This is a genomic window from Streptomyces justiciae, assembly GCF_015163075.1.
GTDB classification, from domain to species: domain Bacteria; phylum Actinomycetota; class Actinomycetes; order Streptomycetales; family Streptomycetaceae; genus Streptomyces; species Streptomyces justiciae.
Map to the genome: position 1 here is coordinate 624,377 of NZ_JADDXU010000003.1, position 23,039 is coordinate 647,415.

Annotated in this window: 25 protein-coding genes; 13 read left to right on the top strand and 12 right to left on the bottom strand. The window is 69.0% G+C overall.

Annotation, left to right across the window (positions count from 1 at the left end; genetic code table 11):
- Nucleotides 1-36: 36 nt before the first annotated feature.
- Entirely contained in the window at nt 37-1,545 is a 1,509-nt protein-coding gene (locus tag IQ210_RS11180; protein WP_194078744.1) for a glycosyltransferase family 87 protein, read from the top strand.
- Between the two features lie 109 nt (nt 1,546-1,654).
- Here IQ210_RS11180 and IQ210_RS11185 read toward each other — a convergent pair whose 3' ends face one another.
- The 3 genes from IQ210_RS11185 to IQ210_RS11195 form a co-directional block, all read right to left on the bottom strand.
- Entirely contained in the window at nt 1,655-2,686 is a 1,032-nt protein-coding gene (locus IQ210_RS11185) for an alanine racemase (protein WP_126273066.1), read from the bottom strand.
- A 65-nt stretch (nt 2,687-2,751) separates the two neighbouring features.
- On the bottom strand, nt 2,752-3,873 hold the full coding sequence (gene femX / locus IQ210_RS11190) for a peptidoglycan bridge formation glycyltransferase FemX (protein WP_194078745.1): 1,122 nt from the start codon (nt 3,871-3,873) through the stop codon (nt 2,752-2,754).
- Nucleotides 3,874-4,053: 180 nt separating this feature from the next.
- The gene (locus IQ210_RS11195; RefSeq protein WP_059194384.1) at nt 4,054-4,368 is read right to left on the bottom strand and encodes a hypothetical protein; all 315 of its coding nucleotides are present in this window, start codon (nt 4,366-4,368) and stop codon (nt 4,054-4,056) included.
- A gap of 264 nt (nt 4,369-4,632) precedes the next feature.
- On the opposite strand from IQ210_RS11195, the gene rpsF reads away from it, so the two are divergent.
- From rpsF to rplI, 4 genes are all read left to right on the top strand, one after another.
- Complete coding sequence (gene rpsF, locus IQ210_RS11200; protein ID WP_005482942.1) at nt 4,633-4,923, top strand: 30S ribosomal protein S6; 291 nt, start codon at nt 4,633-4,635, stop codon at nt 4,921-4,923.
- A gap of 81 nt (nt 4,924-5,004) precedes the next feature.
- Complete coding sequence (locus IQ210_RS11205; RefSeq protein WP_194078746.1) at nt 5,005-5,598, top strand: single-stranded DNA-binding protein; 594 nt, start codon at nt 5,005-5,007, stop codon at nt 5,596-5,598.
- Between the two features lie 79 nt (nt 5,599-5,677).
- Complete coding sequence (rpsR, locus tag IQ210_RS11210; RefSeq protein ID WP_003949403.1) at nt 5,678-5,914, top strand: 30S ribosomal protein S18; 237 nt, start codon at nt 5,678-5,680, stop codon at nt 5,912-5,914.
- An 18-nt stretch (nt 5,915-5,932) separates the two neighbouring features.
- A complete protein-coding gene (rplI, locus tag IQ210_RS11215; RefSeq protein ID WP_059194386.1) occupies nt 5,933-6,379 on the top strand; it encodes a 50S ribosomal protein L9 in 447 nt (148 codons plus the stop codon).
- A 205-nt stretch (nt 6,380-6,584) separates the two neighbouring features.
- On the opposite strand, the gene IQ210_RS11220 is transcribed toward rplI, so the two are convergent.
- Nucleotides 6,585-7,922, bottom strand: coding sequence for an MATE family efflux transporter (locus IQ210_RS11220; protein ID WP_194078747.1), 1,338 nt, complete (start codon nt 7,920-7,922; stop codon nt 6,585-6,587).
- Nucleotides 7,923-8,382: 460 nt separating this feature from the next.
- On the opposite strand from IQ210_RS11220, the gene dnaB reads away from it, so the two are divergent.
- Both dnaB and IQ210_RS11230 read left to right on the top strand, forming a co-directional pair.
- A complete protein-coding gene (gene dnaB, locus IQ210_RS11225; RefSeq protein WP_194078748.1) occupies nt 8,383-9,855 on the top strand; it encodes a replicative DNA helicase in 1,473 nt (490 codons plus the stop codon).
- 61 nt (nt 9,856-9,916) lie between these two features.
- A complete protein-coding gene (locus tag IQ210_RS11230; protein ID WP_194078749.1) occupies nt 9,917-11,302 on the top strand; it encodes a serine hydrolase domain-containing protein in 1,386 nt (461 codons plus the stop codon).
- Between the two features lie 54 nt (nt 11,303-11,356).
- Here the strand turns inward: IQ210_RS11230 and IQ210_RS11235 are convergent, their stop codons facing one another.
- On the bottom strand, nt 11,357-11,809 hold the full coding sequence (locus IQ210_RS11235) for a GNAT family N-acetyltransferase (protein WP_194078750.1): 453 nt from the start codon (nt 11,807-11,809) through the stop codon (nt 11,357-11,359).
- A 9-nt stretch (nt 11,810-11,818) separates the two neighbouring features.
- The gene (locus IQ210_RS11240) at nt 11,819-12,277 is read right to left on the bottom strand and encodes a MarR family winged helix-turn-helix transcriptional regulator (RefSeq protein WP_194078751.1); all 459 of its coding nucleotides are present in this window, start codon (nt 12,275-12,277) and stop codon (nt 11,819-11,821) included.
- Between the two features lie 142 nt (nt 12,278-12,419).
- Between IQ210_RS11240 and IQ210_RS11245 the strand changes: the two genes are divergently transcribed.
- Nucleotides 12,420-13,637, top strand: a complete 1,218-nt coding sequence (locus IQ210_RS11245; RefSeq protein ID WP_194078752.1) for an MFS transporter — start codon at nt 12,420-12,422, stop codon at nt 13,635-13,637.
- Nucleotides 13,638-13,702: 65 nt separating this feature from the next.
- On the opposite strand, the gene IQ210_RS11250 is transcribed toward IQ210_RS11245, so the two are convergent.
- The gene (locus tag IQ210_RS11250) at nt 13,703-14,569 is read right to left on the bottom strand and encodes a GNAT family N-acetyltransferase (protein ID WP_194078753.1); all 867 of its coding nucleotides are present in this window, start codon (nt 14,567-14,569) and stop codon (nt 13,703-13,705) included.
- A 225-nt stretch (nt 14,570-14,794) separates the two neighbouring features.
- Here IQ210_RS11250 and IQ210_RS11255 point away from each other — a divergent pair, with 225 nt between their 5' ends.
- The gene (locus tag IQ210_RS11255; RefSeq protein ID WP_194078754.1) at nt 14,795-15,427 is read left to right on the top strand and encodes an HAD family hydrolase; all 633 of its coding nucleotides are present in this window, start codon (nt 14,795-14,797) and stop codon (nt 15,425-15,427) included.
- Between the two features lie 426 nt (nt 15,428-15,853).
- Nucleotides 15,854-17,326: a globin domain-containing protein gene (locus IQ210_RS11260; protein WP_228047441.1), complete on the top strand. Its 1,473-nt coding sequence runs from the start codon at nt 15,854-15,856 to the stop codon at nt 17,324-17,326.
- Between the two features lie 15 nt (nt 17,327-17,341).
- Here IQ210_RS11260 and IQ210_RS11265 read toward each other — a convergent pair whose 3' ends face one another.
- From IQ210_RS11265 to IQ210_RS11285, 5 genes are all read right to left on the bottom strand, one after another.
- Nucleotides 17,342-17,824 carry an NUDIX domain-containing protein gene (locus IQ210_RS11265; protein ID WP_059194394.1) on the bottom strand — a complete coding sequence of 161 codons (483 nt, stop codon included), beginning with the start codon at nt 17,822-17,824 and terminating at the stop codon, nt 17,342-17,344.
- Nucleotides 17,825-17,912: 88 nt separating this feature from the next.
- Nucleotides 17,913-18,818 carry a LysR family transcriptional regulator gene (locus IQ210_RS11270; RefSeq protein WP_194078756.1) on the bottom strand — a complete coding sequence of 302 codons (906 nt, stop codon included), beginning with the start codon at nt 18,816-18,818 and terminating at the stop codon, nt 17,913-17,915.
- 228 nt (nt 18,819-19,046) lie between these two features.
- Nucleotides 19,047-20,186: a cystathionine gamma-lyase gene (locus IQ210_RS11275; RefSeq protein WP_194078757.1), complete on the bottom strand. Its 1,140-nt coding sequence runs from the start codon at nt 20,184-20,186 to the stop codon at nt 19,047-19,049.
- A complete protein-coding gene (locus IQ210_RS11280) occupies nt 20,183-20,674 on the bottom strand; it encodes a low molecular weight protein-tyrosine-phosphatase (RefSeq protein WP_194078758.1) in 492 nt (163 codons plus the stop codon). The genes IQ210_RS11275 and IQ210_RS11280 overlap by 4 nt, the downstream gene beginning before the upstream one ends.
- 8 nt (nt 20,675-20,682) lie before the next feature.
- Nucleotides 20,683-21,060 (bottom strand): phage holin family protein, encoded by a 378-nt coding sequence (locus IQ210_RS11285; protein WP_194078759.1) that lies wholly within the window; start codon nt 21,058-21,060, stop codon nt 20,683-20,685.
- Between the two features lie 60 nt (nt 21,061-21,120).
- On the opposite strand from IQ210_RS11285, the gene IQ210_RS11290 reads away from it, so the two are divergent.
- The 3 genes from IQ210_RS11290 (at nt 21,121) to IQ210_RS11300 (ending at nt 22,950) form a co-directional block, all read left to right on the top strand.
- A complete protein-coding gene (locus IQ210_RS11290; protein ID WP_126273051.1) occupies nt 21,121-21,438 on the top strand; it encodes a cupin domain-containing protein in 318 nt (105 codons plus the stop codon).
- Between the two features lie 149 nt (nt 21,439-21,587).
- Nucleotides 21,588-21,800 (top strand): DUF5326 family protein, encoded by a 213-nt coding sequence (locus IQ210_RS11295; RefSeq protein ID WP_194078760.1) that lies wholly within the window; start codon nt 21,588-21,590, stop codon nt 21,798-21,800.
- Between the two features lie 214 nt (nt 21,801-22,014).
- Nucleotides 22,015-22,950 (top strand): IclR family transcriptional regulator, encoded by a 936-nt coding sequence (locus IQ210_RS11300; protein WP_407699693.1) that lies wholly within the window; start codon nt 22,015-22,017, stop codon nt 22,948-22,950.
- The last annotated feature ends 89 nt before the right edge of the window (nt 22,951-23,039 follow it).

The window sequence follows — 23,039 nt, forward strand, 5'->3', positions numbered from 1 at the left end:
GGCGTATTCCTAGGCAGGTACGGCAGGATGTGCCCCATGCCCAGTGCAGAATCCACGCGAGCGAGCGTGCACGAGCAGGACCCGGTGCGGCCCACCAGGGACGACGAGATCGCCGCGAGCGGCAGTGAGCTGATCGGTGGTCCCATCGGGCGGCGTGCCCTGCTCGGGACGTCCTGGTGGACTCCCGTGCGGGTCATCGCGCTCGTGGCGATCGGCATGTTCGCCCTCGGTCTGATCCAGAAGGCGCCCTGCTACAACGGCGGATGGTTCTTCGGCGCCAGCTCGCAGTACACGCACGCCTGCTACTCGGACATCCCGCACCTCTACGCGGGGCGCGGTTTCGCCGACGGGCTCGTGCCGTACTTCGACAAGCTCAACGGCGACATGGAGTACCTCGAATACCCGGTGCTGACCGGTGTGTTCATGGAGGTGGCCGCCTGGCTCACGCCGGGCAGCGGCAGCATCCAGGACCAGGAACAGTGGTACTGGATGGTCAACGCCGGGATGCTGATGGCCTGCGCGGCCGTCATCGCCGTCTGCGTGACCCGTACGCACGCCCGGCGCCCCTGGGACGGTCTGCTGGTCGCCCTGGCGCCCGCCTTCGCGCTGACGGCCACCATCAACTGGGACCTCCTGGCGGTCTCCCTGACGGCCGCCGCGATGCTGATGTGGTCCCGGGGCCGCTCCCTCGCGTTCGGCGTCCTGCTGGGCCTCGCCACGGCCGCCAAGCTGTACCCCGTCTTCCTGCTCGGCCCGCTGTTCGTGCTGTGCTGGCGCGCCGGGAAGTGGCGGGACTTCGGGAAGGCGTTCGGCGGCGCCGCGGTCGCCTGGCTCGTCGTGAACCTTCCGGTGATGCTGCTCGCCTGGGACGGCTGGGCGAAGTTCTACGAGTTCAGCCAGGAGCGGGGCGTCGACTTCGGGTCCTTCTGGCTGATCCTCGCCCAGAACTCGTCCGACCCGCTGAGCACCGACACCGTCAACACGCTCGCCACGCTGCTGGTCCTGCTGTGCTGCGTCGGCATCGCCGCGCTCACCCTGACCGCCCCGCGCCGGCCGCGTTTCGCCCAACTGGCCTTCCTGATCGTCGCCGCCTTCATCCTCACCAACAAGGTCTACTCGCCCCAGTACGTCCTGTGGCTGGTCCCGCTGGCGGTGCTGGCCCGGCCCAAGTGGCGGGACTTCCTGATCTGGCAGGCCTGCGAGGTGGCGTACTTCCTGGGCATCTGGATGTACCTCGCGTACACGACCAGCGCCGACGCCCACAAGGGTCTGCCTCAGGAGGGCTACCACTGGGCCATCGGCCTGCATCTGCTGGGCACGCTGTACCTGTGCGTCGTCGTCGTGCGTGACATTCTCATGCCCGAGCGGGACGTCGTACGACGAGCGGGCGACGACGACCCCTCGGGCGGTGTGCTCGACGGGGCGGAGGACGTGTTCGTGCTCGGCCCCGCTGCCCATCCCCCGCGGCACGCGGCCCACTTCGCCGGTCCGCAGGTCGAGTGGGGCGAGCGCGGAGAGTCCCCTTCCGGCGGTAGTTCGCTCTGAGCGAACGGGGGTTGATGGCCCCTAGCGCCAAGCGAAAGGCCGTGCACGGGCAGTCCGTGCACGGCCTTTCGGCTGTCTGCATACGGCTTCTCAGGCGGCCGTACGGCCCTCAGCGGTCGACGATCCGGTCGAACTGCGTGGTGGTGTGCCGCAGATGGGCCACCAGTTCTTCGCCGACCTTCGGCTCGGGGGCGTCGGAGGGCACGAAAAGGATCGACACCTGCATGTGCGGCGGCTCGGCGAACCAGCGCTGCTTGCCGCCCCAGACGAACGGAGAAAGGTTCCGGTTCACCGTGGCCAGGCCCGCGCGGGCCACGCCTTTGGCGCGCGGCATGACGCCGTGCAGGGCCTTGGGGGCCTCCAGGCCCACCCCGTGCGACGTACCGCCCGCCACGACGACCAGGAAGCCGTCCGAGGCCGCCTTCTGCTGCCGGTAGCCGAAGCGGTCGCCCTTGGCCACGCGCGTGACGTCCAGGACGGCACCGCGGTACTCGGTGGCCTCGTGGTCCCCCAGCCACAACCGCGTGCCGATACGCGCACGGAAGCGGGTCTGCGGGAACTGCTGCTGGAGCCGGGCGAGATCCTCGGCCTTGAGGTGGCTGACGAACATCGTGTGCAGCGGAAGACGGGCCGCGCGCAGGCGGTCCATCCAGCCGATGACCTCCTCGACGGCGTCCGAGCCGTCGGTGCGGTCCAGCGGCAGGTGGATGGCGAAGCCCTCCAGGCGGACGTTCTCTATGGCGGCGTGCAGCTGCGGCAGATCCTGCTCGCTGATGCCGTGCCGCTTCATCGAGGACATCACCTCGATGACCACCCGGGCGCCGACGAGGCCGTAGACCCCGTCGATCGACGACACCGAGCGGATGACACGGTCGGGCAGCGGGACGGGCTCCTCGCCGCGCCGGTACGGCGTCAGCACCAGCAGGTCACCGCCGAACCAGTCCTTGATGCGCGCGGCCTCGTACGTGGTGCCGACGGCGAGGACGTCCGAACCGAGCCGCGTGGCCTCCTCGGCGAGTCGCTCGTGCCCGAAGCCGTAGCCGTTGCCCTTGCAGACCGGGACGAGCCCTGGGAACTGGTCCTGCACGTGCTTGTGGTGCGCACGCCAGCGCGCGGTGTCGACGTAGAGCGTGAGCGCCATGGCCGGACCTGGAACCTTTCTCGTGGCTGCGGTGTATCAGAGGTATGAAAGCGAATTGTGGTGGCTCAGCGGCGCGACATGTAGATGTCGAGCGCCTTGTGGAGCAGCTTGTTCAGCGGGAAGTCCCACTCGCCGAGGTACTCGGCGGCCTGACCACCGGTGCCGACCTTGAACTGGATCAGACCGAAGAGGTGGTCGGTCTCGTCCAGCGAGTCGGAGATGCCGCGCAGGTCGTAGACGGTCGCGCCGAGCGCGTAGGCGTCGCGCAGCATCCGCCACTGCATCGCGTTCGAGGGCCGGACCTCGCGGCCGATGTTGTCGGAGGCACCGTAGGAGTACCAGACGTGCCCGCCGACGATCAGCATCGTCGCCGCCGACAGGTTCACGCCGTTGTGGCGGGCGAAGTACAGCCGCATGCGGTTGGGGTCCTCGGTGTTGAGGGCCGTCCACATGCGCTGGAAGTACGACAGCGGGCGGGGCCGGAAGTGGTCGCGCACGGCCGTGATCTCGTAGAGCCGCTGCCACTCCTCGAGGTCGTGGTAGCCGCCCTGGACGACCTCGACGCCGGCCTTCTCGGCCTTCTTGATGTTGCGGCGCCACAGCTGGTTGAAGTTCTTGTGGACCTCTTCCAGGGAGCGGTTCGCCAGCGGCACCTGGTAGACGTAACGCGGCTGGACGTCGCCGAAGCCGGCGCCGCCGTCCTCACCCTGCTGCCAGCCCATACGACGGAGCTTGTCGGCGACTTCGAAGGCGCGCGGCTCGATGAAGTCGGCCTCGATGTCGCGCAGCCGCTTCACGTCCGGGTTCTGGATGCCCGCCTTGATGGAGGGGGCCTCCCAGCGCCGGATGATCACCGGCGGGCCCATCTTCACGGAGAAGGCGCCCTGGTGCTTGAGGTGGGCGAGCATCGGTTCCAGCCAGTCCGTCAGATTCGGCGCGAACCAGTTGATGACCGGGCCCTCGGGCAGATAGGCGAGATAGCGCTTGATCTTGGGCAGCTGGCGGTAGAGGACCAGGCCCGCGCCGACCATCTCGCCGGTCTTGTCGTCGAACCAGCCGAGGCTCTCCGAGCGCCACTCCGCCTTGACGTCTGCCCAGGCCGGAACCTGCATGTGGCTCGCCGACGGCAGGCTCTGGATGTAGGCCAGATGCTGCTCGCGGCTGATCGTCCTCAGGGTCAGGCTCATTCGGGGCGCTCCTCGGGCTGGTGTGTCCCCATGGGTACAGGGGCTCCGGCTCTCGCGCCGAAGCCTACTGCGCCTTGCGAGCGCCCCGACTGGGCGTACGGAAGCTGCGCCCCGGCTCAATGGGCTGCCGAGGTGTTCCGTGGTGCTTTGGGTGATGTGAAGAGGACGGTGTCCCTGGCGTCAGCTGATCACTCCGCCGAAGAGGCCGCCGTGGGCCATGCCGAGGAAGAAGCCGACCGCCGAGGCGCCGAGACCGAGGATCAGTCCGAAGCGCTCACGGGTCGTCTCCGAGATCCACTGGCCGTACGCGCCGGTGCAGATCCCGACCAGGCCGGCCCAGGAGCTGAGCAGGTGCAGGTTGTGGAACATCGCCGTGACGAATGCCGTGATGCCCAGCACCAGGGTCACCGCGAGCAGCGTGTCCTGGAGGGGGTGGGGCTTTCCGTCCGTGGCGAAAAGGCCTCCGACGGTGTTGGGTCGCATTGCCTGTGCCATAGGGCACCTCCTGCGGAAGGCGGCGCATCGTAGCGCCATACACACCCGATGTGTACAGATTGTCGGCGTCGGCGGCCGGATTTCAACCGGAAGCCGGTGTGCGGGTAGTCTGTACCGTCTGCACTGGTGTCTGCCCATGCCGCGACCGGGACTACCGCGAGGAAGCCTCGATTGTCAGTGGCGGCCGATACCGTTGCGTACGCATCACAACCCTCCTGCCACGGAACGACCGTGGCCGCTGAGTCCAAAGGAGGTGGGTTCCACATGCGTCACTACGAGGTGATGGTCATCCTCGACCCCGATCTGGAGGAGCGCGCTGTCGCCCCCCTGATCGAGAACTTCCTCTCCGTCGTCCGTGAGGGCAACGGCAAGGTCGAGAAGGTCGACACCTGGGGCCGTCGTCGTCTCTCGTACGAGATCAAGAAGAAGCCCGAGGGCATCTACTCGGTCATCGACCTGCAGGCCGAGCCTGCGGTCGTCAAGGAGCTCGACCGCCAGATGAACCTGAACGAGTCGGTCCTCCGGACCAAGGTCCTCCGCCCCGAGACCCACTGAGCTCTCCCGCTCAGCTGATCTCGGGACTCGAGTAGCAGCACCACAAAGCAGCCAGCAGCAAACCCGCCGAGAGGTTCCCCCATGGCAGGCGAGACCGTCATCACGGTCGTCGGCAATCTTGTCGACGACCCCGAGCTGCGCTTCACCCCGTCCGGTGCGGCGGTCGCGAAGTTCCGTGTCGCGTCCACCCCCCGCACCTTCGACCGTCAGACCAACGAGTGGAAGGACGGCGAGAGCCTGTTCCTGACCTGCTCGGTCTGGCGTCAGGCGGCGGAGAACGTCGCCGAGTCGCTCCAGCGAGGCATGCGCGTCATCGTGCAGGGCCGGCTGAAGCAGCGGTCCTACGAGGACCGTGAGGGCGTCAAGCGCACGGTCTACGAGCTGGACGTCGAGGAAGTCGGCGCCAGCCTGCGGAACGCCACGGCCAAGGTCACCAAGACCGCCGGCGGTGCCGGCCGCGGTGGCCAGGGTGGTTACGGCGGCGGTGGCGGCCAGGGTGGCGGCGGCTGGGGTGGAAACTCCGGCGGCGGCCAGCAGGGCGGCGGCGCTCCTGCCGACGACCCGTGGGCGACCGGCGCTCCCGCCGGTGGCCAGCAGGGCGGCGGCGGTGGCGGCTGGGGTGGAAACTCCGGCGGCGGCGGTGGCGGCGGCTACTCGGACGAGCCCCCCTTCTAGACCTTCGGGCCCGGTTCCCGGGCTTGATCGGTCGAGGGCGGGTCGTACCCAAACTTCTTGATCACACAGGAGAAACACCATGGCGAAGCCGCCTGTGCGCAAGCCTAAGAAGAAGGTCTGCGCTTTCTGCAAGGACAAGGTCACGTACGTGGACTACAAGGACACGAACATGCTGCGGAAGTTCATTTCCGACCGCGGCAAGATCCGTGCCCGCCGCGTGACCGGCAACTGCACGCAGCACCAGCGTGACGTCGCCACGGCCGTCAAGAACAGCCGTGAGATGGCGCTGCTGCCCTACACGTCCACCGCGCGCTAAGGGAAGGGTGACCGACCAATGAAGATCATCCTCACCCACGAGGTCTCCGGCCTCGGCGCTGCCGGCGACGTCGTCGACGTCAAGGACGGCTACGCTCGCAACTACCTGATCCCGCGGAAGTTCGCTATCCGCTGGACCAAGGGTGGCGAGAAGGACGTCGAGCAGATCCGTCGCGCTCGCAAGATCCACGAGATCCAGACCATCGAGCAGGCCAACCAGATCAAGGGCCAGCTCGAGGCCGTCAAGGTTCGTCTGGCCGTTCGCTCCGGCGACGCCGGTCGTCTCTTCGGTTCCGTCACCCCGGCCGACATCGCCTCGGCGATCAAGGCTTCCGGTGGCCCCGAGGTCGACAAGCGCCGCATCGAGCTGGGCTCGCCCATCAAGACCCTGGGCGCCCACGAGACGTCCGTGCGTCTGCACCCCGAGGTTGCCGCCAAGGTCAACATCGAGGTCGTCGCGGCCTGATCGCTGGGCTCGGTTTGAGCAGTTGTGAGAGGGGCCGTACCCACATCGGGTACGGCCCCTCTTGCATGCGCGAGTCATTGTCGGGCGCTGTGCATGCTCAAGCAGGGCGCCAGTGTCCGCGGTGTTTCACGTGAAACGTCGCGCTCGCGCCCGGACGTGTTTCACGTGAAACGGCCAAGCAGCGGGCGATGTTTCATGTGAAACGTCAGCGGGTCGCGCCCGTGACAATCCAGCGTCCCGACCGGGCTCGCATCCACAGCGTCAGCATGCGGACCGCCATCATCAGCGTCATGGCTCCCCACAGGGCGGTGAGACCTCCGCCGAGTGTCGGGACGAGCAGGGCCACGGGGGTGAAGACCGCCAGAGTCAGCACCATCGCCCAGGCCAGATACGGGCCGTCGCCCGCACCCATCAGTACACCGTCGAGGACGAAGACGATCCCGCAGATCGGCTGGGAGAGCGCCACGACGAGCAGCGCCGGCAGGGCGGCGTCCTTCACGGTGGAGTCACTGGTGAACAGCGGGAGGAACGCGGGCCGGGTCACCACGACCGCCAGGCCGAGGACGATGCCGACCGCGATGCCCCACTGCACCATGCGGCGGCATGCCTCGTGGGCGCCCTGGGCGTCGCCTGCACCGAGATAGCGGCCGATGATGGCCTGCCCCGCGATGGCGATCGCGTCCAGGGCGAAGGCGAGCAGACTCCACAGGGACAGGATGATCTGGTGCGCCGCGATGTCCGCGTCGCCGAGGCGGGCAGCCACCGCGGTGGCGATCATCAGGATCGCGCGGAGCGAGAGGGTGCGGACGAGCAGAGGGGCACCGGCCTGGGCCGAGGCCCTGATGCCGGCTGCGTCGGGACGCAGAGAGGCTCCATGGGCACGGGCTCCGCGTACGACCACCACGAGATAGACGACGGCCATGCCGCACTGGGCGATGACGGTGCCCCAGGCGGAACCGGCGATGCCGAGGTCGGCGCCGTAGACGAGGCCTGCGTTGAGGACCGCGTTGGCGACGAAACCGCCGATGGCGACGTACAGAGGGGTCTTAGTGTCCTGGAGGCCGCGCAGGACACCGGTCGCGGCGAGGACGATGAGCATCGCCGGGATGCCGAGGGACGAGATCCGCAGATAAGTGGTCGCGTACGGGGCGGCGGTGTCCGAGGCGCCGAAGAGCTCCACCAGGGCGGGCGCCGTGGGCAGCACGACGGCGATGACCGCGGCGCCGAGCAGGAGGGCGAGCCAGATGCCGTCCATGCCCTGGCGGATGGCGGCCTGGAGGTCGTCGGCGCCGACCCGCCGGGCGACGGCCGCGGTGGTGGCGTAGGCGAGGAAGACGAACACGCTGACCGCGGTCGTCAGGAGTGCGGAGGCGACTCCCAGGCCGGCGAGTTGGGCGGTGCCGAGATGGCCCACGATCGCGCTGTCCGCCATGACGAAGAGGGGCTCGGCGACGAGCGCGCCGAAGGCCGGGACGGCCAGGGCGACGATCTCTCGGTCGTGCTGTCGCCGTGCGGCGCGCGAGGTCGCGGGAGCGTGTGTCATGAGCACCAATCTAATCGTCCACAGGTAATAGATGCAATCTAATAGTGACCCTTACTTGAAGTCTTGCGCCGCGCGCTTGTGGACGCCGTGCGGCCTGATCTTGGTCCGACTGGGAAAGTTTTTCTTCTGCACAGCCGGTGGACGGGAAGTGTGCAGGTCAGGGCACGTCCTTCGAGAGAAGGGCGAGCTTGTTCACAGGCCTGTCCACCGGGTCGTGCACAGGTTTCGCCGAGTTCTCCACAGCATCCGGGCCGTCGTCCACATGGCCTGTGGATAACCAGATTGGCTGACGGTGCCGACAGGCCTACCGTGGTCCGGCGCCCGGCTCCGTCCGTCGGCCCGAAAACCATCACAAAACCGACGCGCCGCAAACGGAGTTGGGCCTCTCATTTGTCAGTGCCGTGCCGTAGAAAGAGAGGCACGGCGAGGGTCCGCTCGGCGGACGGGAGGAGGTGGCTCGGTGAGCATTTCCGAGCCCTTGGACGATCCGTGGGCCGACAGCGGTCCCAGTGATCGCCTGCCTGCCTCACGCCGACGCGGCGACGGAGGCCGGGGCCGCGACGAGCAGCACGACCGCGGCCGGGAGAACGGCGAATGGGACGGCGGGAGCGCGTCCTTCGAGCGCGTGCCACCGCAGGACCTTGACGCGGAACAGTCCGTGCTCGGCGGCATGCTCCTGTCGAAGGACGCCATCGCCGATGTCGTCGAGGTCATCAAGGGCCACGACTTCTACAAGCCGGCCCACGAGACGATCTTCCAGGCGATCCTCGACGTCTACGCCAAGGGCGAGCCGGCCGACCCCATCACGATCGCCGCCGAGCTGACCAAGCGCGGCGAGATCAACAAGGTCGGCGGCGCATCGTATCTGCACACCCTCGTACAGACGGTCCCGACGGCGGCGAACGCCGAGTACTACGCGGAGATCGTCCATGAACGGGCGGTGCTGCGGCGGCTGGTGGAGGCCGGTACGCGCATCACCCAGATGGGATACGCGGCCGACGACGACATCGACGAGATCGTCAACCGCGCCCAGGCCGAGATCTACGCGGTCACCGAGCAGCGCACCAGCGAGGACTACCTCCCGCTCGGCGACATCATGGAGGGCGCGCTCGACGAGATCGAAGCCATCGGCTCCCGCACCGGCGAGATGACCGGTGTGCCGACCGGCTTCACGGACCTCGACTCCCTCACCAACGGCCTGCACCCGGGCCAGATGATCGTCATCGCGGCCCGCCCCGCCATGGGTAAGTCGACGCTCGCACTGGACTTCGCCCGGGCGGCGTCCATCAAGAACAACCTGCCGAGCGTCATCTTCTCCCTCGAAATGGGGCGCAACGAGATCGCGATGCGTCTGCTGTCGGCCGAGGCGCGGGTGGCCCTGCACCACATGCGGTCCGGCACCATGACGGACGAGGACTGGACACGTCTGGCACGCCGGATGCCGGAGGTCTCGGCGGCGCCGCTCTACATCGACGACTCCCCGAACCTGTCGATGATGGAGATCCGCGCGAAGTGCCGCCGGCTCAAGCAGCGCAACGACATCAAGCTCGTGATCATCGACTATCTCCAGCTGATGCAGTCCGGCAAGCGCTCCGAGAGCCGTCAGCAGGAGGTCTCGGACATGTCGCGAAACCTCAAGCTGCTGGCCAAGGAGCTCGAGGTCCCGGTGATCGCGCTCTCGCAGCTGAACCGTGGTCCCGAGCAGCGCACGGACAAGAAGCCCCAGGTGTCCGACCTGCGTGAGTCCGGCTCCATCGAGCAGGACGCCGACATGGTGATCCTGCTGCACCGCGAGGACGCCTACGAGAAGGAGTCGCCGCGCGCGGGCGAGGCGGACATCATCGTGGGCAAGCACCGTAACGGCCCGACGGCGACGATCACGGTCGCCTTCCAGGGCCACTACTCGCGCTTCGTGGACATGGCCCAGACCTGAGCCGCCCGCCCCGGGCCGAATGAACTCGACGCCCCGGCACCTGCCGGGGTGGACTGGGGGCATGACGACATCTCAGGAACTGCTGCTCCCCGGCACACGCCGCGCTCTGCTGCACCGGATCGCCGTGGCCCAGGCCGAAGGGCGGACGCCGTCGCTGGTCGCGGCGGTCGTGCGGGACGGCCGGGCCGTCTGGCACGGCTCACGGACCTCGGTGGACGGGCATGGCCCGGACGAGAACGTCCAGTACCGGATCGGCTCGATCACCAAGACCTTCACCGCCGTGCTCGTGCTGAGGCTGCGTGACGAGGGACTGCTCGACCTCGGCGACCCCTTGGAGAAGCACCTTCCGGGCACCGGCGCGGGGGAGGCGACCATCGCCGAACTGCTCGCGCACACGGCCGGGTTGGCGGCCGAGGCACCCGGCCCGTGGTGGGAGCGGACCGCGGGCGCTCTGCGTCCCGAGCTGTCCGACGTTCTCGGCGAACAGCCCTTCCTGCATCCGGCCGGCCGCCGTCATCACTACTCGAACCCCGGCTACACCCTGCTGGGCGCCCTGGTGGAGAAGGTGCGCGGAGCCTCATGGGAGGAGGTCCTGCGGCGCGAAGTGCTCGAACCCCTGGGCCTGGGCCGCACGAGCGCTCATCCGCTGGCCCCGCACGCGGGCGGCTGGGCCGTGCATCCGTGGGCCGATGTGATGCTGCCGGAACCCACCGAGGACCTCGGGAGGATGGCGGCGGCGGGTCAACTCTGGTCGACCACCGGTGACTTGGCCAAGTTCGCGGCCTTCCTGGTGAAGGGGGACGACCGGGTGCTGAGCGCGGAGACGGTGCGGGAGATGCGCACGCCCGCCGCGCCGGCCGAGGCCGCGGACGTGGTCGACGGCGCCACCTACGGTCTCGGGATGCAGATCCAGCACCGGGACGGCCGACTGCTCGTGGGGCACTCCGGTTCCCTGCCCGGGTTCCTGGCGAATCTCACCATCAGCGTGACGGACGATGTCGCGGCGGTCGTGCTGACCAACTGCACGTCCGGCCCGACGCTGTCCGCCGTGGGCGCCGACTTGGTCCGGATCGTCGCGGAGGCCGAGCCGCGCATTCCCGAACCGTGGCGTCCGCTGCCCGAAGTCGACGCGGACGTCCTGGAGTTGGCGGGGCAGTGGTACTGGGGCACTCATGTCTTCGCCCTGCGGCTCACCTCCGACGGTGGCGTCTCGATGGGGCCGCTGTCCGGCGGTGGCCGCCGCTCACGCTTCCGCGCCAACGGCGACGGCACCTGGACGGGGCTGGAGGGCTACTACGCCGGAGAGCTTCTGCGGGCCGTACGGCGGCCTGACGGAAGCGTGAGCCATCTGGACCTCGGGTCGTTCGTGTTCACGCGTGAGCCGTACGACGAGGGGGCTCCTGTGCCTGGTGGGGTGGACCCGGAGGGGTGGCGCGGGATCGGTTGAGCGGTGCGGGGGCTTGTTTCACGTGAAACAAGCCCCCGCCGCCGTACGGAAATGTCAGAGCGGCAGCTTGAAGCCCACGTGCGAGGCCTCGAAGCCCAGCCGCTCGTAGAAGCGGTGGGCGTCGGTGCGGGTGACATCAGAGGTCAACTGCACCAACTGGCAGTTCTGACGTCGGGATTCCTCGATCGCCCACTCGATGAGCTGGGTTCCCAGTCCGCTGCCGCGCTCATCGGCATGCACACGGACGCCTTCGATGATTGACCTGGTGGAGCCGCGCCGGGACAGCCCGGGAATGATCGTGAGCTGGAGGGTGCCGACGACACGGCCCTCGCGGACGGCGACGACCAGGTGCTGGTTCGGGTCGGCGCTGAGCCGCTCCAGGGCGGTCAGATAGGGGGCGAGGTCGTCCGGCGACTCGCGCTGCGCACCCAGCGGATCGTCGGCGAGCATGGCGACGATCGGGGCGACGTCATCGGAGCCGGCGGCGCGTATTTCAAGATCTCCCATGCCGTCAGCCTATGCGGGCACCTTCAGCGATTCGACGACCTTCACCAGAGGTTCCAGCTCGGGGTTCTTGGCCGCTTCGTCCAGCGCCTCGCGCAGGGCGGAGTCGTTGGTCGGCCGCGCCTCCTCCAGCAGGGCGAGGCCTGCCGCGGTGACGTTGGTGTAGATGCCGCGGCGGTCGGTGGGGCACAGGTACCGGGTCAGCAGGCCGCGGTCCTCCAGGCGCGTCACCAGGCGGGTGGTGGCGCTCTGGCTCAGCACGACCGCGTCGGCGACCTGCTTCATCTGGAGGTGGCCGCCGTCACCGTCGTGCTGCCGGCTGAGGACGTCGAGCAGGGAGTACTCGCGCACGCTGAGGTCGTGCCGAGCCTGCAGTGCCCGCTCGATGTGGGCCTCGATCCTCCCGTGCAGCAGGGAGAGGGCGCACCAGCCCTGGGCGAGGGCGGTGAGTGCGGGGTCCGTCGCTGTCATTGGCGCTTCCTTCGTCCCGGAACGGCTGAAACCAGGATAGGGCAGGCCCGCAATAGCCTGCGCTTGCAATTATCGCGCGTCTGCAAGTATTGTCATCAAGCGTAAAGCGCTCGTGCAATCAACCGGGAAGGTGCAGACCTCCATGCCTCTCGCGCTCCTGGCCCTCGCGATCGGGGCCTTCGGCATCGGAACCACCGAGTTCGTGATCATGGGCTTGCTGCCCGAGGTCGCAGGCGACTTCGGTGTCTCCATCCCCACGGCCGGCTTCCTGGTGACGGGCTACGCGCTCGGCGTCATGTTCGGCGCCCCGCTCATGACGGTGCTCGGCACCAAGGTCTCCCGCAAGCGGATGCTGATGGCGCTGATGGGCCTGTTCATCGTCGGCAACCTGCTCTCCGCCCTCGCCCCCGCCTTCGGCGTCATGCTGATCGGCCGGATCGTCGCCTCGCTCGCCCACGGCGCCTTCTTCGGGATCGGCTCGGTCGTCGCCGCCGACCTGGTCGCCCCGGACAAGAAGGCCGGCGCCATCGCGATGATGTTCACCGGCCTCACCGTCGCCAACGTCGTCGGCGTGCCGCTGGGCACCCTCGTCGGACAGACCGTCGGCTGGCGGGTCACCTTCGCGGTCGTGGCCGCCCTCGGCGTCGTCGGCCTGGCCGGCATCGCCAAGCTCGTCCCCGACATGCCCAAGGCCGAGGGCGTGCGCCTGCGCCACGAACTGGCCGCTTTCAAGAACGCCCAGGTCCTGCTCGCCATGGCGATGACCGTGCTCGGCTTCGGCGGCGTCTTCGCGGCGATCACCTACATCGCGCCGATGATGACCCACGTCGCCGGATTCGCCGACGGCTCCGTCACCTGGCTGCTCGTCCTCTTCGGCCTCGGCATGGTCGGCGGCAACCTCGTCGGCGGCAAGTACGCGGACCGCGCCCTGATGCCCATGCTGTACGTCTCCCTGGGCGCCCTCGCGATCGTCCTCGCGCTCTTCACCGTCACCGCGCACAACAAGGTGCTCGCGGCCGTCACGATCGCGCTCATCGGCGCCCTCGGCTTCGCCACCGTCCCGCCGCTCCAGAAGCGCGTCCTGGACCAGGCACACGGCGCCCCGACGCTCGCCTCGGCCGTGAACATCGGCGCCTTCAACCTCGGCAACGCGCTCTCCGCCTGGCTCGGCGGCCTGGTCATCAGCGCGGGCCTCGGCTACACCGCCCCCGACTGGGTGGGCGCCGCCCTCGCCGCGGGCGCCCTGGGCCTCGCCGTCCTCTCGGCGGCCCTGGAGCGCCGGGACCACAGGTCCGGCACGCCCAGCGCGGTCGTCGCCGGAGCCGTGCCGACCGAACAGCGGGCCGCCGCCCACGACTGAGCCGCAACGACTGCGCCGGTCCCCCGAACTCCTCGGGGGACCGGCGCAGTCGTACGGAGGACCCCTCAGCCCGCGGCCACCGTCACCGGCGCGAACCGCCGGCTCCAGTCACCCGGCAGTTCCGGGATGCCGTAGGTCATGACCGCGTTGAAGGCGACGGACTCCAGGCCGTGTTCCCGCGCCCACGCCAGCAGCTCTTCGTGCCGTACGTCGATGTCGGTGCGCAGCGGTCGGTCGGTGTGGGCGGCGAGGGAGGCGAGGAGAGCCTTCGCCGTCTCGGTGTCCCGGGCGACGAGCGGCCCCACCACGTGGGTGTCCATGTTGGGCCACGCGGCCGCGTAACCGATGATCCGGCCGTTCTCCTCCGCGACCCGCAGCTGGTCGGCGAAGGCGGGCAGCCGCGTGACGATGTGGGTGCGGTCGGCGCCGAAGACCTCTTCGTCGAGGCGGAGAATGGCGGCGAGGTCCCCACCCGTGGCCGCCCGCGTCGCAATGGCGGGCCGGTACCCGTCGGCCCTGAAATGCCCACGCACCATTTCTGCTCGGCCGGTGGCCTTGAAGCCGAGCTCCTCGTAGAGAGGGCGGCCGTTGGGAGTTGCGTGCAGGGTCAGGGGGGTGGTGCCCATGGCCGCGAGGACATGGCGCATCAACCGGCGGCCGACCCCCTGGCGGGCGTGCCGTTCGGCGACCAGGACCATGCCGATGGCCCCCAGCTCCGGGCGCTCCTGCGGCCCGTACTCGGTGACGACACAGGCGCTGACAAGTCCCCCCTCGGGGTCGTCGATGCCGTAACCCGTCCCGGCGGCGAGGAGGAAGCCCCACTTGTGCTCCTCGCGCGGCCACCCCCGGTCCTCGGACAAGTCGGCGCAGGCGGCGAGATCGCGATGCGTCAGACGGCGGATGGGCAGAGCGGCGGGGGAAGGTGTCGACACGCAGGTCAGGCTGTCTGACCGGCACCCCTGACGTCCACCCGTTTCCGGGGAGAAGTACGAGCTTTTGGCCATGTCGTAGCCGTCCGCACAGCCCGGCGACAGCTGCCCGTTGTTTCACGTGAAACATGGGCGAACTGCGGGCCTACGGCACCCTCGCGAGTCGGCGTACCGAAATCCGGCCCGGGCAGCCTCGGGCTTCAGTTCACCCCGTTAACCTCGGGCTCCATGGCCAGACTTCATCTCTTCGATCTCGACGGCACGTTGTTGCACGGCACCTCCGCGCCGGTCGAGATATCCCGGCAACTCGGCTTGGAAGCCGAGACCGTGGCCCTCGATCAGGCGGTCTCGGCGGGGCTCATCGAGCCGCCCGAGTATGCGACGCGGGTGCACACCCTGTGGGCGGATCTCACGGACGCCCATGTGACGGCCGCATTCGAGGGCGCGCCCTGGCTGGCCCGTATTCGTGAGGTCTGGGGGGAGATCCGGAGCAACGGGGACTACTGCGCGGTGGTGTCTCTTTCCCCGTCCTTCTTCGTCGAGCGGCTCACCGCCTGGGGCGCGCATGCGGCGTACGGATCGCGTTTTCCGGCCGTGCCGTTCACCGAGCCCGTGGACCCGGCCGGAGTTCTCAGCGCCGCGGCCAAGGTCCTGATCGCCGATCGGCTGTGCCAGGAGTTCGGGGTCACCCGGGCCGATTGCGTCGCTTATGGAGACTCGTCGTCGGACAAGGACCTCTTCGGTGTGGTTCCGGTCTCCGTCGCGGTCAATGCCGACCGTCATCTGGCCGGTCTCGCCACCCACTCCTACGCGGGGAAGGATCTGTGGGAAGCCTATGAATTGGTGGGTCGCGCCCGGTAATTGAGCGAATTCATGGTTCGCACCCCTGCCTCATTCATGGGGGACCGAGGGGGGACTTGTGTGCGCCGCAGTGACCGGTAGGGTCGACTCCGGTTCTTGTCCGACGAGGGGAGCGTCCTGTGCGTACCCTCCTGCGTCGGGCCGAGAACGAGGCGACGCAGCCTAACGGGACGGAGAGATCGAAGACCCGCATTTTCGGTTATGCGGCCGGAGTATCCGCACACGATGCGATGCTGCGGTGAGCGCGCTGCGGCCAATGTCGCACTCTCGCCTTACTTGTCCGTATGGGGCGTGAATACGGGTTGAATATGGCCGCATCGGCCGTGGCCATGAACGGGGAAAGCAAGCCGTCTGCGGGGGAAGCAGGCACATTCCGATCGGGGAAGTGCGCAGACCGACCGAAAGATGTTCGAGGCGAGGCACACCATGGACGCTCCGACCACCACGTCGGCCGACAACGGCACTTCCGGCGGCGGGGGCGGCTGGTTCACGCCGCACAAGCAGCCGACGACGCCACCGGGCGGCGAGCAGGAGGCCGCCGAGGGCAACCGGCAGCAGGAGGCCCCTGAGGGCAACCGACTGGCGGGGCTGCGCGCGGTCGGCAGGACCACACCGGGCCATGACGAGAGCTCGGCGGGGCAACCCGCACAGGCCGCGCAAGCCCCACAGGCCGCCCCGACCCCGCCGGCGCCTCCCGTACCGGCCCCCGTGTCACCGGAGACATCCCCGCCCGCCGAACAACGCGTGCCCCCTCAGCGGGCCGCCCCCGCGAGGGCCCAGGAGGCCTCCCCGGACGCGGTTCTCATCCGCAGGACCATGGCGGAGGTCGGCCCGGTGGCCGACAAGGTCACCTCGTACTTCTACGCCCTGCTCTTCGTACGCCACCCCGAGCTGCGCTCGCTCTTCCCCGCGGCGATGGACACTCAGCGGGACCGGCTGCTCAAGGCGCTGCTCACCGCGGCGGAGCACATCGACAACACCCCCGTCCTCGTCGACTACCTCCAGAACCTGGGCCGCGGCCACCGCAAGTACGGCACGCGCCCCGAGCACTACCCGGCCGTCGGCGAGTGCCTCATCGGCGCCCTGAACAAGTACGCCGAGCACATCTGGGGCCCGGAGTTCGAGGCGGCCTGGGTCCGGGCGTACACGACGATCTCGCAGGTGATGATCGACGCGGCGGCCGCGGACGAACTGCGCGCCCCCGCCTGGTGGTACGCGGAGGTCGTGGCGCACGATCTGAGGACGCCGGACGTCGCCGTCGTCACCGTCCGCCCGGACCAGCCCTATCCCTTCCTCGCCGGGCAGTACACGAGCGTGGAGACGCCCTGGTGGCCGCGGATCTGGCGGCACTACTCCTTCGCCTCGGCGCCCCGCTCCGACGGCTTGCTGTCGTTCCATGTGAAGGCCGTCCCCGCGGGCTGGGTCTCCGGCGCCCTGGTGCACCGCGCCCGGCCCGGTGACGTCCTCCGCCTCGGCCCGCCGGCCGGTTCGATGACCGTGGACCACACGACCGACAGCGGTCTTCTCTGCCTGGGCGGCGGCACCGGCATAGCGCCCATCAAGGCGCTGGTCGAGGACGTGGCCGAACGCGGCGAGCGGCGGCCGGTGGAGGTGTTCTACGGCGCGCGCACCGACATCGACCTGTACGACATCGACACGATGCTCCGCCTCCAGCAGTCCCACCCGTGGCTCTCCGTGCGCGCCGTCATCGACGAGCAGGCGCGTCTCCAGCTCCCCGACGCGATCCGCCGTTACGGCCCCTGGAACGAGTTCGACGCCTATGTCTCGGGCCCGCCCGGAATGATCCGCAGGGGTGTGGACGCGCTGAGGGACAGCGGCATTCCGTCCGAGCGCATTCGCCACGACTCGGTGGAGGAGCTCGTCGTCATCGGCGACTGAGCACCCGCACCTGCCTCATCCCAAGTCCGGCGCGTGCATGGCACGTACGCCCTCGATGTTGCCGTCCAGGTAGTGCCGCAGCGACAGCGGCACCAGATGGACGGAGGCGATCCCGACCCGGGTGAACGGCACCCGCACGATCTCGTACTCCCCGATGGGCTCGTCCACCTCGGGGCCGTGCCGCAGCGAGGTGTCCATGGACTCCAGGCGGCAGACGAAGAAGTGCTGGACCTTCACCCCGGTCGCGCCGCCGTCCTCGCCGATGTGCTCGACGGTGTCGACGAAGCAGGGCACCACGTCGGTGATCTTTGCGCCGAGTTCCTCGTACACCTCGCGGTGCAGGGCGTCGACGACGGTCGTGTCGCTCGGCTCCACGCCCCCGCCGGGGGTGAGCCAGTAGGGATCCACACCGGGCTTGGTGCGCTTGATCAGGATCAGGTCGTCGCCGTCCAGGAGAACGGCACGTGCGGTGCGCTTGACCACGGGTCGGACGGTCATGGGTGAAATGTGGCCCGCTTGGTTCCACGTGAAACATCGCATGCGGTCATTGATCGAGCGCACCAGGTGACCCATGGAGAACCGCAGGTCAGCCCCAGCCCTCGGCCGCCCTCAGCAGCCAGTCGTGGGCCCGTGCGACATGCGGCATCGCCAGGGTGCCGGTGCGGACCACGAGGAAGTACGTGCGCAGCGGCGGCACCGCGGGATGGTGCAGCGCGACGACGTCACCCCGCTCCAGGGCCTCGGCGCACAGATACGTGGGCAGCACCGCCAGCCCGGCCCCCGCTGCCGCGCAGGCCAGCACCGCACGCAGATCGGGGACGATGACCGTACCCGGGGCGGCCGGACGGGAGTCGAAGACGGAAGCCCAGTAGCGGGAGACGAACGGCAGCGACTCGTGCACCTCGACCACCGGGACGTCCTCCAGGGCATGCGCTCCCTTGCGGCGCAGCAGGCCCGAGCCGATCTGCTCCGCCCGGCGCGGGGAGGCGACCAGGACGTGCACTTCGTCGCAGAGCGGAGTCGCGGTGAGCAGAGCGCCGCGCGGACGGGCCGTACTGATGGCCAGATCGTGATGCCCGGCGGCCAGCCCTTCCAGCGTCTCCTCGGCGTTTCCGAAGGAGGCGCGCAGTGCGAAGCCCTGACCGTCCTCGCCGGTCAGCTCGGTGAGCGCGGGCAGGGCCCGTTCCGCGGTGAACTCGGGTGGCCCGGCGAGGTGCAGGGTCCGTAAGGAGGACTCGTCGTCGAGGCCGGTCTCGGCGATCTCCACGAGGGCGTCCAGATGAGGCGCGGCCTTGTGCGCGAGTTCGTCGCCGATGGTCGTCGGGGTCACGCCGCGGGCCTGCCGCAGGAACAGGGGGCGGCCCAACTGCCGTTCCAGGGTGCGGATCTGCGAGGTCACGGCGGGCTGCGACAGACCGAGCAGGGCTGCGGCGCGGGTGAAGGAGCCGGCCCGGTGCACGGTCACGAAGGTCCGCAACAAGGCCAGATCCATGCCACGCCCTCCCCTTCCGCGCCCTGTTCCAGCCCCCGGCCGGGCCCCAACTATAAATATGTCGATAGGTCTCTGTCGCTACTGTGATTGGACACTGACACAGAGTCAACTAGCCTTGTTCGCGCGGTTCTTCGCGCGCGGAACCGAGGACGGTCCGAGCCACGAGGGGGGAGGCTCGGACCGTCCGTTGTACGTAGCCGGACACCGACCGGCGGGTACGTGTAGGGCTCAGTCGGCCGACTCCCGCAGCGCCCGCCGCACATCCGCCACCAGGTCCTCGGTGTCCTCGGCACCGGCCGAGAAACGGACGAACCCGTCCGGCACCGCGTCGCCGCCCCAGCGCCCCCGCCGTTCGGCCGTCGAGCGCACCCCGCCGAAGCTGGTCGCGTCGTCCACGAGCCGCAGCGCGTCGAGGAAATGCTCGGCACGCGCGCGCGTGGGCAGCGTGAAGGAGACCACGCACCCGAAGCGGCGCATCTGCTGCGAGGCGATCTTGTACGACGGGTCGGCGGGCAGCCCCGGGTAGCGCACGGCGAACTCCTCGGGCCAGTCGCGCAGCGCCTCGGCGACGGCCAGCGCATTGGCGCTCTGCCGCTCGACACGCAGCTGGAGCGTGGCGATCGACCGGTGCGCGAGCCAGGCCTCCATGGGGCCGGGGATCGCCCCGACGAGCTTGCGCCAGCGTCGTACGGCCGTCATCGCCTGGGCGTCGCGGCCACAGACGTATCCCAGGAGCACGTCCCCGTGCCCCGTGAGCTGCTTGGTGCCGCTCGCCACGGAGAAGTCGGCACCGAGCTCCAGGGGGCGCTGTCCGAGCGGCGTGGCGAGCGTGTTGTCGACCGCGACGAGGGCGCCACGCGCGTGTGCCGCTTCCACGAGCCGCCGGATGTCGCACACGTCGAGCCCGGGATTCGACGGCGTCTCGATCCACAGCAGCCGAGCGCCCTCCAGGACGGCCCGCTGCGCGTCCCCGCCCGTCGGCGCGGTCCGTACCTGGATGCCGTACGCCCGCAGCTGCTCATGGACCAGGGGCAGCGCCTGGTAGCCGTCGTCCGGCATGACGACGGTGTCCCCGGCGCGCAGCTGCGAGAAGAGCACCGACGAGATGGCGGCCATGCCGGAGGCGAACACGAGCGTCTGGACGTCGTCCTGCCCGGGCGCCTCCAACTCGCCGACGGCCCGCTCCAGAAGGGTCCAAGTCGGGTTCTCGTCGCGGCCGTAGGTGTACGGCCCCTCGACGTCGCCCGGCAGATGGAAATGGGCGGCGAAGACCGGGCCGGGAAGGGTGGGCTCGTTCTTGACGGGCTCGGGCAGTCCGGCCCGCACCGCGCGCGTGCCCTCCCCGGTGGCCCCGGTCGTCTCCCTCATGCCGCCTGTCCTCCCACGTCCTCGCGTACGGCGTCGAGCAGGCCCACGCTCGCCGCCTCCACCATCTCAAGGCACTCCTCGAAACCGTCCATACCGCCGTAGTACGGGTCCGGTACGTCGAGATCGTCGCCCGCCGACGCGTCGTACGAGCGCAGCAGACGCACCTTCGCCGCGTCCTCCGGCGTCGGCGCGAGGCGCCGCAGGGCCTTGAGGTGGCCGTGGTCGAGGGCGATGACGAGATCGAGCCGGGCGAACCACGACGGCTGGAACTGACGGGCCGTGTGGGCGCTGTCGTACCCGTGCTCCTCGAGGACGGAGACGGTGCGCGGGTCGGCGCCGTCGCCCTCGTGCCAGCCGCCCGTACCGGCGCTGTCGACCTCGACCCGGTCGTCGAGCCCGGCCTCCGCTACGCGGGCGCGGAAGACGGACTCGGCCATCGGCGAGCGGCAGATGTTGCCGGTGCAGACGAAGCAGACGCGGTAGGTCATCTTCCGGCTCAGTCCCCGTCGGGGAGGACGACGTTGAGCGCCCAGGACACGATCGAGATGATCAGGCCACCGAGGACGGCGGTCCAGAACCCGTCGACGTGGAAGCTCAGGTCGAGCTTGTCCGCCAGCCACGACGTCAGCAGCAGCATCAGCGCGTTGACGACCAGGGTGAACAGACCGAGCGTGAGGATGAGCAGCGGGAGGCTGAGCAGCTTCACGATCGGCTTGACCAGGAAGTTGACCACGCCGAAGATCAGCGCGACGAGGATCAGCGTTCCGATCTTCTTGCCCGTGCTGTCACCGGTCAGGGTGATCTTGTCGAGCAGCCACACGGCGACCGCCAGGGCGCCCGCGTTGGCGATCGTCTTGACTACGAAATTCTTCATGTGTCTGATCGTGGCAGAAGAGATCGGTTACCAGCAGTGCGACGAGGGCGGACAACTGCGATGAAGGCATTCCGGCTGGACGAACTGGAGGCGGAGCGCGCCTCCAACGAGGGCGCCTACCTGCAGTTTCTGCGGGAACGGAACATGTCCGTCGGCCTGTACGCGCTCGACGCCGGTGAGCATGATCCACAGAAGCCGCACAACCAGGACGAGGTCTACTTCGTTGTGAGCGGGCGTGCCGCGATCACGGTGGGTCTGGAGACGACCCAGGTGGCCCGGGGCAGCGTCGTGTACGTGCCGGCCGGTGTCGCCCACAAGTTCCACCACATCAGCGAGGATCTGCGGGTTCTGGTGGTCTTCTCTCCCCCGGAGAGCTGAGCCGCCGCCTCGGGGTTCCCTAGGGGTTCGATCAGGGGACGACGAGGGGTGCGAGGCCCCCGTTCGGGCCCCTGCCCGCCCTAGCATCGAAGCAGGACATCGGAAGGATCCGGCGACAAGAGATGCCGGGGACGAGAGAGGTTGGGGCGATGCGTGAGATCTTCGCGGGACTGCCGTGGTGGGTGAAGTGGATCGCGGTGCCCGTCATCGCCCTGGTCGTGTTCGGCGGGCTGATAGCCAGCGTCCTGCACTTCGTCGTCTGGCTGCTGTTCAAGGCACTTATCTTCGTGGCTTTGGTCGGCGGGCTCATCTACGTCGTACGGAAGTTCACGACGAGCTCATCGTCGCGCAGCGACTGGTGAGGTCCGCACGGGCCATGGGTGACGGGTATCGGTGATCGGTAACAGGAATCACCGGTTCCCTCGCGCGAGGGAAGTTTTCGGCACAGGCCGTCTGTGAGCGGTGGCGGGCGGTTAAAGTCCGGAATTCGACGCGGGGACGATCCCCCGCGAGCGGCGTACACCCCCTCCCGTGTCCCCCCGCACGGGCAGCCCCCTCGCGCTTCGGGAGTGACCCTTGGCCACGGTTGACACCGCACCCGCAGAACTTCACGTACCCGTACAGACGGCGCCTCCGCCACGACCGGCGGCTTCGGCTGGACAGACGACTCCTGTACGACCGGTGACTCCCGTTGAGCGGCACGCGGCGACGCCTGTCCAACGGCCGGAGCGGTCGGACCATGCCGACCAGCAGGAGCAGACCCCCTCCACGACCCTCATCGGCTCGGTCCAGCGCGCGATGCGCCTGCTGGAGTCCGTCGCCGGGCATGAACACGGCGCCCCCGCCAAGCAACTGGCCCGGGAGACCGGCCTCGCCCTGCCGACCGCCTACCACCTGCTGCGCACCCTCGTGCACGAGGGCTATCTGCGCCGGGACAAGGGTCTGTTCTTCCTCGGCGAGGCGGCCGAGCGGCTGAGCAGCAGCGGAGCCAAGCAGAAACGTCGCAGCACGGTCGTCGAGGCGCTGGCCCACTGGCGGGACGTGATCGGCGTACCCGTGTACTACGCGATGTACCGCGAGGGCGAGATCGAGGTCATGTGCGTCTCCGACACCCCGGGCAACCCCGCGGTGGAGGAGTGGGCCGACTTCCGTGAGACGGGGCATGCGCACGCCATCGGCCAGTGTCTGCTGTCCCAACTGGACGAGGGCGCCCGCCGCGATCACCTCGAGCGCTACCCCGTGCAGGCCATCACCCCGTACACCGTGCACGACAACCACACACTGCTCCGGCGCCTGGATCGGATGGGGCGGATGGAGCCGGTCTTCGAACAGCAGGAGTACGCGCTCGGCACGGTGTGCGCGGCGATCCCGATCACGATCGGACCGACCGCCGCGACCATGGCCATTTCTCTCCCCTCCCATCAGGCGGACCGGCTGATGGATGCCACACGTCGGCTGCAGAGCGAGATCGGACAGCTTCTGGGGTCGCTCGCGATCTCTATCAGTATCTGAAAACTCACTCCTTGTGATCTCCCGTATACGTTCAGCAAGATTCCACCAGAGTCAGAGGGATCATTCCCGGCCAGTTGACGGCAGATGAC

What these genes read in the sequence shown, in the direction of transcription:
- IQ210_RS11220 (WP_194078747.1), bottom strand. Translation starts at nt 7,922, where the DNA reads ATGACACACGCTCCCGCGACCTCGCGCGCCGCACGGCGACAGCACGAC.
- IQ210_RS11245 (WP_194078752.1), top strand. Translation starts at nt 12,420, where the DNA reads ATGCCTCTCGCGCTCCTGGCCCTCGCGATCGGGGCCTTCGGCATCGGA.
- IQ210_RS11265 (WP_059194394.1), bottom strand. Translation starts at nt 17,824, where the DNA reads ATGACCGTCCGACCCGTGGTCAAGCGCACCGCACGTGCCGTTCTCCTG.
- IQ210_RS11275 (WP_194078757.1), bottom strand. Translation starts at nt 20,186, where the DNA reads ATGAGGGAGACGACCGGGGCCACCGGGGAGGGCACGCGCGCGGTGCGG.
- IQ210_RS11270 (WP_194078756.1), bottom strand. Translation starts at nt 18,818, where the DNA reads ATGGATCTGGCCTTGTTGCGGACCTTCGTGACCGTGCACCGGGCCGGC.
- rplI (WP_059194386.1), top strand. Translation starts at nt 5,933, where the DNA reads ATGAAGATCATCCTCACCCACGAGGTCTCCGGCCTCGGCGCTGCCGGC.
- rpsF (WP_005482942.1), top strand. Translation starts at nt 4,633, where the DNA reads ATGCGTCACTACGAGGTGATGGTCATCCTCGACCCCGATCTGGAGGAG.
- IQ210_RS11260 (WP_228047441.1), top strand. Translation starts at nt 15,854, where the DNA reads ATGGACGCTCCGACCACCACGTCGGCCGACAACGGCACTTCCGGCGGC.
- IQ210_RS11280 (WP_194078758.1), bottom strand. Translation starts at nt 20,674, where the DNA reads ATGACCTACCGCGTCTGCTTCGTCTGCACCGGCAACATCTGCCGCTCG.
- IQ210_RS11185 (WP_126273066.1), bottom strand. Translation starts at nt 2,686, where the DNA reads ATGGCGCTCACGCTCTACGTCGACACCGCGCGCTGGCGTGCGCACCAC.
- IQ210_RS11180 (WP_194078744.1), top strand. Translation starts at nt 37, where the DNA reads ATGCCCAGTGCAGAATCCACGCGAGCGAGCGTGCACGAGCAGGACCCG.
- IQ210_RS11295 (WP_194078760.1), top strand. Translation starts at nt 21,588, where the DNA reads ATGCGTGAGATCTTCGCGGGACTGCCGTGGTGGGTGAAGTGGATCGCG.
- IQ210_RS11290 (WP_126273051.1), top strand. Translation starts at nt 21,121, where the DNA reads ATGAAGGCATTCCGGCTGGACGAACTGGAGGCGGAGCGCGCCTCCAAC.
- IQ210_RS11255 (WP_194078754.1), top strand. Translation starts at nt 14,795, where the DNA reads ATGGCCAGACTTCATCTCTTCGATCTCGACGGCACGTTGTTGCACGGC.
- femX (WP_194078745.1), bottom strand. Translation starts at nt 3,873, where the DNA reads ATGAGCCTGACCCTGAGGACGATCAGCCGCGAGCAGCATCTGGCCTAC.
- rpsR (WP_003949403.1), top strand. Translation starts at nt 5,678, where the DNA reads ATGGCGAAGCCGCCTGTGCGCAAGCCTAAGAAGAAGGTCTGCGCTTTC.
- IQ210_RS11240 (WP_194078751.1), bottom strand. Translation starts at nt 12,277, where the DNA reads ATGACAGCGACGGACCCCGCACTCACCGCCCTCGCCCAGGGCTGGTGC.
- IQ210_RS11285 (WP_194078759.1), bottom strand. Translation starts at nt 21,060, where the DNA reads ATGAAGAATTTCGTAGTCAAGACGATCGCCAACGCGGGCGCCCTGGCG.
- IQ210_RS11235 (WP_194078750.1), bottom strand. Translation starts at nt 11,809, where the DNA reads ATGGGAGATCTTGAAATACGCGCCGCCGGCTCCGATGACGTCGCCCCG.
- IQ210_RS11230 (WP_194078749.1), top strand. Translation starts at nt 9,917, where the DNA reads ATGACGACATCTCAGGAACTGCTGCTCCCCGGCACACGCCGCGCTCTG.
- IQ210_RS11205 (WP_194078746.1), top strand. Translation starts at nt 5,005, where the DNA reads ATGGCAGGCGAGACCGTCATCACGGTCGTCGGCAATCTTGTCGACGAC.
- IQ210_RS11195 (WP_059194384.1), bottom strand. Translation starts at nt 4,368, where the DNA reads ATGGCACAGGCAATGCGACCCAACACCGTCGGAGGCCTTTTCGCCACG.